The organism is Bartonella sp. TP (genome assembly GCF_030406085.1).
Classification (GTDB): Bacteria; Pseudomonadota; Alphaproteobacteria; order Rhizobiales; family Rhizobiaceae; genus CALTWN01.
Window position 1 is genome coordinate 957,615 of sequence record NZ_CP129002.1, and the last position, 12,086, is coordinate 969,700.

General features: G+C 40.4%; 21 protein-coding genes. All 21 read left to right on the top strand.

Annotation, left to right across the window (positions count from 1 at the left end; genetic code table 11):
* The first annotated feature begins 1 nt into the window (after nucleotide 1).
* A complete protein-coding gene (gene rpsG, locus QVL57_RS04665) occupies nucleotides 2-472 on the top strand; it encodes a 30S ribosomal protein S7 (protein WP_290076104.1) in 471 nt (156 codons plus the stop codon).
* A 25-nt stretch (nucleotides 473-497) separates the two neighbouring features.
* Nucleotides 498-2,582, top strand: coding sequence for an elongation factor G (gene fusA, locus QVL57_RS04670; RefSeq protein ID WP_290076106.1), 2,085 nt, complete (start codon nucleotides 498-500; stop codon nucleotides 2,580-2,582).
* Nucleotides 2,583-2,643: 61 nt separating this feature from the next.
* Complete coding sequence (gene tuf / locus QVL57_RS04675) at nucleotides 2,644-3,819, top strand: elongation factor Tu (protein WP_290076107.1); 1,176 nt, start codon at nucleotides 2,644-2,646, stop codon at nucleotides 3,817-3,819.
* A gap of 73 nt (nucleotides 3,820-3,892) precedes the next feature.
* The gene (gene rpsJ, locus QVL57_RS04680) at nucleotides 3,893-4,201 is read left to right on the top strand and encodes a 30S ribosomal protein S10 (protein WP_290076109.1); all 309 of its coding nucleotides are present in this window, start codon (nucleotides 3,893-3,895) and stop codon (nucleotides 4,199-4,201) included.
* Nucleotides 4,202-4,225: 24 nt separating this feature from the next.
* Nucleotides 4,226-4,945, top strand: a complete 720-nt coding sequence (gene rplC / locus QVL57_RS04685; RefSeq protein WP_290076111.1) for a 50S ribosomal protein L3 — start codon at nucleotides 4,226-4,228, stop codon at nucleotides 4,943-4,945.
* Nucleotides 4,945-5,565 carry a 50S ribosomal protein L4 gene (gene rplD / locus QVL57_RS04690; protein ID WP_290076113.1) on the top strand — a complete coding sequence of 207 codons (621 nt, stop codon included), beginning with the start codon at nucleotides 4,945-4,947 and terminating at the stop codon, nucleotides 5,563-5,565. Before rplC ends, rplD begins: the two co-directional genes overlap by 1 nt.
* Nucleotides 5,562-5,855 carry a 50S ribosomal protein L23 gene (locus QVL57_RS04695; protein WP_290076114.1) on the top strand — a complete coding sequence of 98 codons (294 nt, stop codon included), beginning with the start codon at nucleotides 5,562-5,564 and terminating at the stop codon, nucleotides 5,853-5,855. The genes rplD and QVL57_RS04695 overlap by 4 nt, the downstream gene beginning before the upstream one ends.
* 20 nt (nucleotides 5,856-5,875) lie before the next feature.
* Nucleotides 5,876-6,709, top strand: a complete 834-nt coding sequence (gene rplB, locus QVL57_RS04700) for a 50S ribosomal protein L2 (RefSeq protein WP_290076116.1) — start codon at nucleotides 5,876-5,878, stop codon at nucleotides 6,707-6,709.
* Nucleotides 6,710-6,725: 16 nt separating this feature from the next.
* Nucleotides 6,726-7,004 (top strand): 30S ribosomal protein S19, encoded by a 279-nt coding sequence (rpsS, locus tag QVL57_RS04705; protein ID WP_290076118.1) that lies wholly within the window; start codon nucleotides 6,726-6,728, stop codon nucleotides 7,002-7,004.
* Nucleotides 7,005-7,009: 5 nt separating this feature from the next.
* Nucleotides 7,010-7,399, top strand: coding sequence for a 50S ribosomal protein L22 (rplV, locus tag QVL57_RS04710; protein ID WP_290076119.1), 390 nt, complete (start codon nucleotides 7,010-7,012; stop codon nucleotides 7,397-7,399).
* On the top strand, nucleotides 7,399-8,109 hold the full coding sequence (gene rpsC / locus QVL57_RS04715; RefSeq protein ID WP_290076121.1) for a 30S ribosomal protein S3: 711 nt from the start codon (nucleotides 7,399-7,401) through the stop codon (nucleotides 8,107-8,109). Before rplV ends, rpsC begins: the two co-directional genes overlap by 1 nt.
* A 34-nt stretch (nucleotides 8,110-8,143) precedes the next feature.
* Nucleotides 8,144-8,557 (top strand): 50S ribosomal protein L16, encoded by a 414-nt coding sequence (rplP, locus tag QVL57_RS04720; RefSeq protein WP_290076122.1) that lies wholly within the window; start codon nucleotides 8,144-8,146, stop codon nucleotides 8,555-8,557.
* A 19-nt stretch (nucleotides 8,558-8,576) separates the two neighbouring features.
* Nucleotides 8,577-8,765, top strand: coding sequence for a 50S ribosomal protein L29 (gene rpmC / locus QVL57_RS04725; protein WP_290076124.1), 189 nt, complete (start codon nucleotides 8,577-8,579; stop codon nucleotides 8,763-8,765).
* Between the two features lie 20 nt (nucleotides 8,766-8,785).
* The gene (rpsQ, locus tag QVL57_RS04730) at nucleotides 8,786-9,022 is read left to right on the top strand and encodes a 30S ribosomal protein S17 (RefSeq protein ID WP_290076126.1); all 237 of its coding nucleotides are present in this window, start codon (nucleotides 8,786-8,788) and stop codon (nucleotides 9,020-9,022) included.
* Nucleotides 9,023-9,114: 92 nt separating this feature from the next.
* Nucleotides 9,115-9,483 carry a 50S ribosomal protein L14 gene (gene rplN, locus QVL57_RS04735; RefSeq protein ID WP_290076128.1) on the top strand — a complete coding sequence of 123 codons (369 nt, stop codon included), beginning with the start codon at nucleotides 9,115-9,117 and terminating at the stop codon, nucleotides 9,481-9,483.
* Between the two features lie 12 nt (nucleotides 9,484-9,495).
* Complete coding sequence (gene rplX / locus QVL57_RS04740; protein ID WP_290076130.1) at nucleotides 9,496-9,807, top strand: 50S ribosomal protein L24; 312 nt, start codon at nucleotides 9,496-9,498, stop codon at nucleotides 9,805-9,807.
* Nucleotides 9,800-10,372 (top strand): 50S ribosomal protein L5, encoded by a 573-nt coding sequence (gene rplE / locus QVL57_RS04745; protein WP_290076131.1) that lies wholly within the window; start codon nucleotides 9,800-9,802, stop codon nucleotides 10,370-10,372. Before rplX ends, rplE begins: the two co-directional genes overlap by 8 nt.
* A 6-nt stretch (nucleotides 10,373-10,378) precedes the next feature.
* Nucleotides 10,379-10,684, top strand: coding sequence for a 30S ribosomal protein S14 (gene rpsN, locus QVL57_RS04750; RefSeq protein ID WP_290076133.1), 306 nt, complete (start codon nucleotides 10,379-10,381; stop codon nucleotides 10,682-10,684).
* An 11-nt stretch (nucleotides 10,685-10,695) separates the two neighbouring features.
* The gene (gene rpsH, locus QVL57_RS04755) at nucleotides 10,696-11,094 is read left to right on the top strand and encodes a 30S ribosomal protein S8 (protein ID WP_290076135.1); all 399 of its coding nucleotides are present in this window, start codon (nucleotides 10,696-10,698) and stop codon (nucleotides 11,092-11,094) included.
* A 40-nt stretch (nucleotides 11,095-11,134) separates the two neighbouring features.
* The gene (rplF, locus tag QVL57_RS04760) at nucleotides 11,135-11,668 is read left to right on the top strand and encodes a 50S ribosomal protein L6 (protein WP_290076137.1); all 534 of its coding nucleotides are present in this window, start codon (nucleotides 11,135-11,137) and stop codon (nucleotides 11,666-11,668) included.
* Nucleotides 11,669-11,679: 11 nt separating this feature from the next.
* The gene (gene rplR / locus QVL57_RS04765; RefSeq protein WP_290076138.1) at nucleotides 11,680-12,042 is read left to right on the top strand and encodes a 50S ribosomal protein L18; all 363 of its coding nucleotides are present in this window, start codon (nucleotides 11,680-11,682) and stop codon (nucleotides 12,040-12,042) included.
* The last annotated feature ends 44 nt before the right edge of the window (nucleotides 12,043-12,086 follow it).

Consider the following 12,086-nt stretch of genomic DNA (forward strand, 5'->3'; position numbering starts at 1 on the left):
GATGTCGCGTCGTCATAAAGCCGAAAAACGTGAAATTAATCCAGATCCTAAATATGGTGATTTGGTGTTGATGAAATTTATGAATTCTATCATGTATAATGGTAAAAAATCGGTAGCAGAGCGTATCGTTTATGGTGCTTTAGATGCGATAGAATCTAAGCTTAAGTCTGATCCTGTTGAGATTTTTCATAAAGCTTTGGATAGTGTGGCTCCGCATGTTGAAGTGCGCTCTCGTCGTGTTGGTGGTGCTACTTATCAGGTTCCGGTGGAGGTTCGTCCTAGCCGTCGTCAGGCTCTTGCAATTCGTTGGTTGATTTCCGCTGCCCGTTCTCGTAATGAAAATACTATGGTGGGGCGTCTTTCTGCTGAGTTGGCCGACGCTGCTAATAATCGTGGGTCGGCGATTAAAAAGCGTGAAGATACGCATCGTATGGCTGAGGCTAATCGTGCATTCTCGCACTATAAATGGTAAATGTAGATTAACGAAGGCAAAATAAATGGCGCGCGAATATAAGATACAGGATTATCGTAATTTTGGTATTATGGCTCATATCGATGCTGGTAAGACTACGATGACGGAGCGTATTTTGTTCTATACGGGTAAAAATCATAAAATTGGGGAGACGCATGATGGCGCTTCTACTATGGATTGGATGGCTCAAGAGCAAGAGCGTGGTATTACTATTACTTCTGCCGCTACTACAACGTTTTGGCAAGATAAAAATGGTCAAAAATGTCGTTTTAATATTATAGATACTCCTGGCCACGTTGATTTTACTATAGAGGTGGAGCGCTCTTTGCGTGTTCTGGACGGTGCTATAGCGCTTTTGGATGCTAATGCTGGTGTTGAGCCTCAAACGGAAACAGTTTGGCGCCAGGCGGAGAAATATCGTGTGCCTCGTATGGTTTTTGTTAATAAAATGGACAAAATTGGTGCAGATTTTTATCGTTCTGTTGAAATGGTTGGGTCAAGACTGGGTGCGAAGGCTTTAGTTTTGCAATTACCTATAGGCGCTGAAAATGATTTTCAGGGTATAGTTGATTTAGTTGAAATGAAGGCCTATATCTGGGATGGTACTATTGGTGCGTCAGCGACAGAGATTGATATTCCTGAAGATTTGAAAGATAGGGCCGCGCAGTATCGTGAGCTTCTTATAGAGACAGCGGTGGAAGTAGATGAGGCTGCTACCGAAGCTTATCTCAATGGTGTTATGCCTACTAATGAGGAGCTTGTTGCTCTTATACGTAGTGGTACGATAAAAGTAAATTTTCATCCTGTGCTTTGTGGGTCTGCTTTTAAAAATCGCGGTGTTCAGCCGCTTTTGGATGCGGTTATTGCTTATCTTCCTTCTCCAGTAGATGTTCCTGCTATCTCTGGGATTGACGTTAAGACTGAGCAAGAAGCAACTCGAGAGTCTTCTGATGATGCTCCTCTTTCGATGTTGGCTTTTAAAATCATGAATGATCCGTTTGTTGGATCCTTGACTTTTTGTCGTGTTTATTCTGGAAAGGTTACAAAAGGGCTTTCTTTAGAAAATACTGTTAAGGGTAAAAAGGAGCGATTGGGGCGTATGTTGCAAATGCATTCCAATTCTCGTGAAGATATTGAGGAGGCTTTTGCTGGTGATATTATAGCTCTTGCTGGTCTTAAAGAGACAACTACTGGCGATACATTGTGTGATCCTCTCAAGCCGATAATATTGGAGCGCATGGAGTTTCCTGAGCCTGTTATTGAGATCGCTATAGAACCAAAAACTAAAGCTGATCAGGAAAAAATGGGATTGGCACTCAATAGATTGGCTGCAGAAGATCCTTCTTTTCGCGTGAAATCTGATGAAGAATCTGGTCAGACTATAATAGCTGGTATGGGTGAGTTGCATTTGGATATTATTATTGATAGGATGAAGCGTGAGTTTAAGGTGGAGGCTAATGTTGGGCAGCCTCAGGTAGCTTATCGTGAAACTATTACTCGCGAAGCTGAAATTGATTATACGCATAAAAAGCAGTCCGGTGGTTCTGGTCAGTTTGCTCGTGTTAAAATTGTTTTTGAGCCTCATGATGGCGATGATTTTGTCTTTGATTCAAAAATTGTTGGTGGGGCTGTGCCGAAAGAATATATCCCTGGTGTAAAGAAGGGTATAGAAAGCGTAATGGGATCTGGGCCGTTGGCTGGGTTTCCTATGCTTGGTGTAAAAGCTACTTTAATTGATGGTGCTTATCATGATGTTGACTCTTCTGTTTTGGCGTTTGAGATTGCTGCTCGTGCTGCTTTTCGGGATGGTGCTAAAAAAGCTGGAGCACAGCTTTTAGAGCCGATTATGAAGGTTGAAGTGGTTACTCCTGAAGATTATGTTGGAGATGTTATCGGAGATTTAAATTCACGTCGTGGGCAGATATCTGGTACAGAAACTCGGGGTGTTTCTACTGTGGTTAATGCTATGGTTCCTTTGGCGAACATGTTTGGTTATGTTAACTCCCTTAGGTCTATGAGTCAGGGGCGGGCTCAATATATAATGATATTTGATCATTATGAGGCTGTGCCTGCAGCGGTTTCGCAAGAAATTCAGAAAAAATATGCGTAGTAATTATTGTAACTGCTGCGTTAGGTTAATTAAATTTTAAAAGCAAAAGTGGAGATTTCACATGGCAAAAAGTAAGTTTGAACGTAATAAGCCGCATGTTAATATAGGTACGATAGGGCATGTTGATCATGGAAAGACCTCATTGACGGCGGCAATTACGAAATATTTCGGTGAGTTTCGCGCTTATGATCAAATCGATGCAGCTCCAGAAGAAAGAGCTCGCGGTATAACTATTTCTACGGCTCATGTGGAGTATGAAACAGAACAGCGCCATTATGCGCATGTGGATTGCCCTGGACATGCCGATTATGTAAAAAATATGATTACTGGTGCGGCTCAGATGGATGGAGCGATATTGGTTGTTTCTGCAGCTGATGGCCCTATGCCGCAAACGCGTGAGCATATTTTGCTTGCTCGACAAGTTGGGGTTCCTGCTATAGTGGTTTTTCTGAATAAGGTAGATCAAGTTGATGACGCAGAGCTTCTGGAATTAGTTGAGCTAGAAGTTCGTGAGCTATTATCTAAATACGACTTTCCCGGCGATGACATACCTGTTGTGAAGGGTTCTGCTTTAGCTGCGTTAGAGGACAGTGATAAAACTATTGGAGAAGATGCTGTTAGACAATTAATGGCCGAAGTTGATAAATATATTCCAACTCCTCAGCGCCCGATTGATCAGCCGTTTTTGATGCCAATCGAGGATGTTTTTTCTATTTCTGGTCGTGGTACTGTTGTTACAGGGCGTGTTGAGCGTGGCGTGGTGAAAGTTGGCGAAGAAATTGAAATTGTGGGTATTAAACCTACTTCAAAAACTACAGTAACTGGTGTAGAAATGTTCCGCAAGCTTCTAGATCAAGGTGAAGCTGGTGATAATATTGGGGCTTTGTTGCGCGGGGTTGACAGAGAAGGTGTTGAACGTGGGCAGGTTTTAGCAAAGCCCGGAACAGTTACTCCACATACGAAATTTCAGGCAGAGGCTTATATTTTGACAAAAGATGAAGGTGGTCGCCATACTCCATTTTTTACAAATTATCGTCCGCAATTTTATTTTAGGACTACAGATGTCACTGGTATAGTTAGCCTTCCGGCTGATGTGGAAATGGTGATGCCAGGTGATAATGTTGCTGTAGATGTTTCGTTGATTGTTCCAATAGCAATGGAAGAAAAATTACGTTTTGCTATACGTGAAGGTGGTCGGACCGTCGGGGCTGGAATAGTGGCAAAGATAATAGAGTAAGAGTATATAGGAACTTTTCAATAGAATAAGTTTCTTTCGATTTTGTTGGTTCCAAGATATAAGGATTTTTAATATGAATGGCCAGAATATCCGTATTCGCCTTAAGGCGTTTGATCACCGGATTATTGACATTTCTACAAGGGAAATTGTTTCGACGGCTAAGCGTACAGGTGCTAATGTGCGTGGGCCTATTCCGTTACCGCTTAGAATTGAAAAATTTACGGTTAATAGAGGTCCTCATATCGATAAAAAAAGTCGTGAGCAATTTGAAATCCGTACACACAAGCGTTTGCTTGATATTATTGATCCAACACCGCAGACTGTTGATGCTCTTATGAAGCTCGATTTGTCTGCAGGTGTAGATATTGAAATCAAGCTTTGAGCTTGAATATAGAGGGGGTGCTAGATGCGGTCAGGTGTTATTGCGCAAAAGCTAGGTATGACTCGTATTTATAACGATGCGGGTGATCATATTCCTGTAACTGTTCTGCAGTTAGATGGATGTCAAGTTGTTACACAGCTTACTAAGGAAACTAATGGTTACGTAGCTCTTCAGCTTGCTATAGGAGCAGCCAAAGTAAAAAATGTTTCTAAGGCATTACGGGGGCATTTTTCTAAAGTCTCAATTGAGCCTAAGATGAAATTGGTTGAATTTAGGGTTTCTGCTGAAAATCTTTTACCACCAGGTGCAGAATTTAGCGTAGAACATTTTGTTGTTGGGCAAAAGGTTGATATTACTGGTATTTCTATAGGTAAGGGGTTTGCTGGTGTTATGAAGCGGCATAATTTTGGTGGGCATAGAGCTAGTCATGGTAATTCTATAACTCATCGTGCTCATGGTTCTACAGGGCAATGTCAGGATCCTGGTAAAGTTTTTAAAGGAAAGAAAATGGCTGGGCATATGGGAAATAGCCGCGTAACCATACAAAATTTGGAAGTTGTTTCTACAGACACTAATCGTAAACTTATATTGGTTAAAGGCGCTGTCCCCGGAGCTAAGGGGTCCTGGGTGCTTATGAGGGACGCTATAAAGTCTTCTTTACCAGTTAATGTGCCAATTCCAGCTGGGCTTGTATCTAGCGAAATTGCAAATAATGTAGGCTTTGTTACTGAGGGGGTTGCGTAATGGAGTTATCTGTTAAGAGTTTGACTAACTTAGATTTGGGGGCTATAGTAGTTTCTGATTCTATATTTGCTTTGCCTCCTCGTGAAGATATTTTGCAACGTGTGGTTCGATGGCAGTTGCTAAAACGGCAACAGGGTACGCATGATGTGCAAACTAGATCTGATGTTAGTAGAACTGGTGCCAAGATGTATAAGCAAAAGGGTACTGGGCGAGCGCGGCATTCTTCGGCCAGGGTATCGCAGTTTCGAGGTGGTGGAAAGTCTCACGGTCCAGTTACTAGATCTTATGCTATAGATCTTCCTAAAAAAATACGTGCTTTGGGCTTGAAGTGTGCGCTTTCTTCAAAAACTCAAACAAATGATTTGTTGGTGGTTGACAAGTTTGATATTGATGATGTAAAAACATCTAGTATTAGCAAGTTGCTTCATTCTCTCGATTTGTTGAATGTTCTTTTTATCGCTGATGGAGATGAGGCGGAGATATTTTCTCGCGGAGTACGAAACATTCCAAATGTTGATGTGCTTTCAGTTGCTGGTATTAATGTTTACGATATTTTGCGTCGTGATAAACTTGTTTTATCAAAGGCAGCTGTGGAATCTCTTGAGGAGCGTTTTAAATGATAGATTTACGACATTATGACACAATTCTTAGTCCAATAGTAACTGAAAAATCTACTTTATTGTCTGAGAGCGATGTTTTTGTTTTTAAAGTTGCGCGTGATTCTACTAAACCATCCATAAAGGCAGCTGTTGAAGCTCTTTTTGGTGTTAATGTAAAATCTATTAATACTTCTATTCGTAAAGGAAAAACCAAAAGGTTTAAGGGGGTTGTCGGTAAGCAACGCGATTTAAAGAAGGCATTTGTGCGTTTGATGGCTGGTCAATCAATAGATGTTTCAAGTAGTCTTTAGGAAAATTGGGAGAGTAGGATATGGCACTTAAGCATTTTAACCCGACAACGCCAGGACAGCGCCAGTTAGTTTCTGTGGATCGTTCATCTTTGCATAAAGGTAAGCCTTTAAAAACTCTTACTCAGGGATTGTCTTCTAAGGGTGGGCGTAATAATACAGGTCGTATTACTGCACGTTTTCAAGGTGGTGGCCATAAACGTACTTATCGGTTAATAGATTTTAAAAGAAGTAAGAGAAACATTGTTGGTAATGTTGAGCGCTTGGAGTATGATCCAAATAGATCTGCATTTATAGCTTTGATAAGGTATCAGGACTCACAATATAGTTATATTTTGGCGCCGCAAAAGATGTCTGTTGGCGATGTGGTGCTGGCTGGGGACTCTGTTGATGTTAAAATTGGAAATGCTATGATGCTTTCTAATATTCCGGTTGGAACTATTATTCATAATGTAGAGCTTAAACCAGGTAAAGGGGGGCAAATAGCTCGTTCTGCTGGGGCGTATGCACAATTGATAGGCAGGGATCAGGGTATGGTTATCGTTAGATTAAACTCTGGTGAACAACGCTTGGTTCTTGGGTCTTGTTATGCTACTATAGGGGCTGTTTCCAATCCAGATCACTCTAATATCAAAGATGGTAAAGCAGGTCGGTCTAGATGGCGAGGTAAGCGCCCTCATGTCCGTGGTGTTGCTATGAATCCAGTTGATCACCCGCATGGTGGCGGTGAAGGTCGTACTTCAGGCGGGCGTCATCCAGTTTCCCCTTGGGGGAAGCCTACTAAAGGCAAAAAAACACGTTCTAATAAACTTACTGATAAGTTTATTATGAGGTCACGTCATCAGCGCAAAAAATAAGTGAGGAATTTTTACCGTGTCACGTTCAATTTGGAAAGGACCATTTGTTGATGGGTATCTGCTTAAAAAAGCTGATACTGTTAAAAATAGTGGTCGTCATGATGTTATAAAGATGTGGAGTAGGCGGTCTACAATTTTGCCTCAATTTGTAGGATTAACCTTTGCAGTATATAATGGTATTAAGCATATACCGGTTTCGGTTACTGAAGAAATGGTTGGGCATAAATTTGGAGAATTTTCTCCTACTAGAACTTATTACGGCCATGGGGCCGATAAAAAGGCAAAGAGGAAATAGTAATAATGAGTAAATCTAAGACTCCTCGCTATTTGAAAGATGATGAAGCTAAGGCTGTAACTAAGTCTATACGTGTTAGTCCACAAAAGTTGCAGTTAGTTGCTGCTATGATACGTAATAAAAACGTCGCTGTTGCTTTGGCTGAGTTACAATTTTCAAGAAAAAGAATCGCGCTAACTGTTAAGAAGACTCTTGAATCTGCTATTTCAAATGCGGAAAATAATCACAATTTAGATATTGATAGGTTGGTTGTTAAAGAATCATATGTGGGTAAAGCTATGGTTATGAAGCGTTTTCATGTTCGAGGTCGTGGCCGAGCTAGTAGAATAGAAAAACCTTTTTCTCATCTTACTATAATTGTTAAACAAATGCCTGATACAGAGGAGGCGGCGTAATGGGTCAAAAGATAAATCCAATTGGCTTGCGTTTGGGGATAAATCGCACTTGGGATTCAAAGTGGTATGCCGATTCTGGGGATTTTGGAAATTTACTACATAATGATTTAAAGATTAGATCTCTGATTAATAAGGAAATTAAACAAGCTGGTATTTCAAAAATTTTTATAGAGAGACCGCATCGTAAATGTCGAATTACTATTTATTGCGCTCGTCCGGGGCTGCTTATTGGTAAAAAGGGTGCTGAAATTGAAAAGTTACGTCGCCGTATTGCGCTTGTGGCAAATTCTGAGGTTTCCCTTAATATAGTTGAGGTTCGTAAGCCTGAGATTGACGCTAATTCTATTGCTAGCTCTATAGCGCAGCAGCTAGAACGGCGTGTCGCTTTTCGTAGGGCTATGAAAAGAGCTGTACAAGCTGCTATGCGATTAGGCGCAGAAGGTATCAGAATTAATTGTTCAGGTCGCCTTGGCGGTGCTGAAATTGCTCGTATGGAGTGGTATAGGGAAGGTCGTGTTCCTCTTCATACCTTGCGTGCTGATATAGATTATGGCACGGCAGAAGCTCTTACAGCGTATGGCATCTGTGGTGTAAAAGTTTGGGTCTTTAAAGGCGAAATTTTGGAACATGATGTTATGGCTGCTGAGCGACGTTTTTTAGATGGTGATAGTTTGAATAAAACAGCTGGTCGTCGTCATGAGAACGCTTAAGCGTTAATGTAAAGGGATATGGGAGTATACTGAAATGTTACAGCCAAAGCGCACAAAATTTCGAAAGCAATTTAAAGGGCGGATTCATGGTGTTTCTAAGGGCGGAGTTGAATTAAATTTTGGAACTTATGGCATTAAAGCTCTTGAGCCAGAACGTGTAACTGCTAGGCAAATTGAAGCGGCTAGGCGTGCAATTACTCGTTATATGAAAAGAGCTGGTCGTGTTTGGATCCGAATTTTTCCAGATCTTCCTGTCACAGCGAAGCCAACTGAGGTTCGTATGGGAAAGGGTAAGGGTAGCGTAGATTATTGGGCTATGCGTGTGGCTCCTGGTCGTATTCTATTTGAGTTGGACGGAGTATCAGAGGAAATTGCTCGTGAAGCTTTTAGATTAGGCGCTGCTAAATTGCCTGTAAAAACTCGTTTTGTGCAACGTATTATTGATTAGGTTTTATGGTGAGGATTAAATGAAGTTATCAGAGTTAAAACTACAATCGCTTGATCAGCTGCGTGAAGAGCTTTCTAAATTAAAAAAAGAACAGTTTAATTTACGTTTTCAACAGGCAGCTGGACAAGTAGAAAAAACTTCAGATATTAAAAAGGTGCGACGTCAAATTGCTCGCGTTCGCACAATAGTCTGTCAAAAAGCTAAATAAAGAATAAGGATCTACTGAGTATGCCAAAGCGTGTTTTACAAGGTGTTGTCTCCAGTAATAAGGGTGATAAGACTGTTGTTGTTAAAGTTGAACGTCGTTTTTCTCACCCGCTTTTGAAAAAGACTGTGAGTCAGACAAAAAAATATAAAGCTCATGATGAGCACAATGCTTTTAATATTGGAGATCAAGTTTCTATTCAAGAATCGCGACCGATTTCCAAAGATAAATGTTGGATAGTTTTAGCAAATAATAGTTAATTTGCTTGTAACTTAAAATAATTGTTTGACAGTTGATCTTAGTTATGTCAAACATGTTGTGATGAATTAATTATGAAGGAAGGCAGCTAGCTATGATTCAGATGCAAACCAATCTTGATGTCGCAGATAATTCCGGTGCTCGTCGTGTTATGTGCATCAAAGTGCTAGGCGGGTCTAAGCGTAAATTTGCTTCGGTGGGAGATATTATAGTGGTTTCCGTTAAAGAAGCTATCCCGCGCGCGCGGGTTAAAAAGGGTGATGTTATGAAAGCCGTTGTTGTTCGTACGGCAAAGGACATACGCCGCGCTGACGGTAGTGTAATTAGATTTGATAATAATGCTGCAGTTTTGGTAGATAATAAAAAAGAGCCGATAGGGACTCGTATTTTTGGACCTGTCCCTCGTGAACTTCGTGGTAAGGGGCATATGAAAATTGTGTCACTGGCACCAGAAGTTCTGTAAGGAGTTAAGTAAATGCAGAAAATAAAAAAAGGCGATAAGGTTGTCGTGCTTTCTGGTAAGGATAAGGGGCGATCTGGTATTGTTTTAGAGGTGCATATTAGGGACAATTGCGTTGTTGTAGAAAATATTAATATTGTAAAACGGCATCAAAAACAGAATCAAAAGCAAGAAGGTGGCATAATTAGTAAAGAAGCTCCAATTCATTTGTCCAATGTCGCTATTCTTGATGTTACAACAGGCAGGCCAACTAGAATCGGTTTTATTATTGAAGATGGTAAGAAGCTGAGAGTGTCTAAGCGTTCAGGAGAAAAAATAGATGGCTGAGTATACGCACGAAGCACGTTTGAAGAAATATTATAAAGATGTTGTTTCCAAGCAGCTTTTGGAGCAGTTCTCGTATATTAATGAATTGCAAATCCCTCGTATTTCTAAGATTGTACTTAATATGGGAGTAGGTGAGGCTGTTGGTGATTCAAAGAAGCCAACGACGGCGGCAGCTGATCTTAGTTTGATTGCAGGGCAAAAAGCCGTAGTTACACGAGCAAAGAACTCTATCGCTGGGTTTAAGGTGCGGGAGAACATGCCTTTGGGTGCAAAAGTTACTTTGCGTAAAAATCATATGTATGAGTTTATTGATCGCTTGATTAATATTGCTTTGCCTCGTGTTCGTGACTTCCGCGGGCTTAACCCAAAGAGCTTTGATGGTAGAGGCAATTTTGCATTTGGTTTAAAAGAACATATAGTTTTTCCAGAAATTAATTATGATAAAGTTGATCAGATTTGGGGTATGGATATAATTGTTTGTACTACGGCGAAAACGGATAATGAGGCACGGGAGTTACTCAAGGCCTTTAATTTTCCTTTTCGTATTACACAAAAAGGTAAGTGAGATTAGATGGCTAAGGTAAGTTCAGTTCAAAAAAACAATCGTCGTAAGGAATTGGTTAAAAGTAATTTTAATCGTCGTAAGCGTCTTAAAGATTTAGTTATGAATCAATCGCTTCCGCTTGAAGAGCGGTTTAAGGCAACTATAAAATTAGCTGAAATGCCTAGAAATTCTGCAAAGAATCGTATTCGTAATAGATGCGAGGTTTCTGGGCGTCCACGTGCTTATTATCGTAAATTAAAGATGTCTCGTATAGCTTTGCGTGAGCTTGGGTCTCTGGGTTATATCCCGGGTATTGTTAAATCTAGCTGGTAAAAGGAACTATTATGTCGATATCTGATCCTATAGGTGATATGCTTACTCGTATAAGAAACGCTGTAGCTCGTAGAAAAGAAAAAATTGAAACTCCTGCTTCTACTTTACGGCTGCGAGTTTTGCAGGTGTTGAAAGCTGAGGGATATCTTAAAGATTTCTCTAAAATTGCTTATGAAAATGGTAAATCTAAAATACAAATTGAACTTAAATATTATGATGGGCAGCCAGTAATAAGAAAGTTGTCAAGAATTTCTAAGCCTGGACGTCGTGTTTATGTTTCAGTAGATTCTATCCCACAGATTTCGAATGGGCTGGGTGTTGCAATTTTGTCTACACCTCGTGGGGTTATGGCTGATCATGAAGCTAAGGAAAAAAATGTTGGCGGCGAGTTATTGTGCCAGATTTTTTAATAATAACTAAAATATGTTATAAAGAAGACAGGATAAGTTGATGTCTCGTATTGGTAAAAAACCTATTTCTCTTCCTTCTGGTGTTACAGCGGAGGTTTCTGGGCAAAAAGTAACAATTAAGGGGCCCAAGGGTCAATTAGTTTTTGTAGCTAATGATGAAATAATGTTAAAGTCAGTTGATAATTTTATTTCAGTCGAACCACGTGATCAAACTAAAAGTGCTCGTGCTAAGTGGGGGCTTTCTCGTAGTATGATTGAAAATTTGGTTAAAGGTGTTACAACTGGGTTTGAGAAGAAACTTGAAATTAATGGCGTGGGCTACCGGGCAGCTATGAAGGGGGCAGATGTGCAATTATCATTAGGTTTTAGCCATGATGTATTATATAAAGTGCCTTCTGGTGTGACTGTAGTTGTGCCAAAACCCACAGAGATTATTGTTTCTGGTATAGATAAGCAACAAGTTGGTCAAGTAGCTGCTGAAATTCGTGAATATCGCTCGCCGGAGCCATATAAGGGTAAGGGAATAAAATATGTTGATGAACGTGTAGTTCGTAAAGAAGGTAAGAAAAAGTAGGAAATAGCATTATGTCTTCGTCTAAAAAAATGATTCACCGTCGTGCTGCTAGAGTACGTCGTAAGCTTAAGGCGGTATCTGCCGATAGATTTCGTTTAAGTGTTTATCGATCTAACTTGAATATTTATGCTCAAATAATCGATGATTCTAAAGGTTTGACGCTTGTTTCCGCGTCTTCTTTGGATTCAATTTTAAAAAATGAGTTTAAAAATGGCGGTAACGTCAACGCTGCGATCGCTGTGGGAAAGCTGCTTGCGGAGCGTGCAATTAAGCAAGATATTTCAAAATTAGTGTTTGATAGGGGGGCTTACCTTTATCATGGTCGTGTGAAAGCTTTAGCCGATGCTGCTCGTGAAGGTGGTTTGGCTTTTTAATTTATTGTGCTTGGCTTAAGGTAAAGTTTTTAAGCTTGCATTAA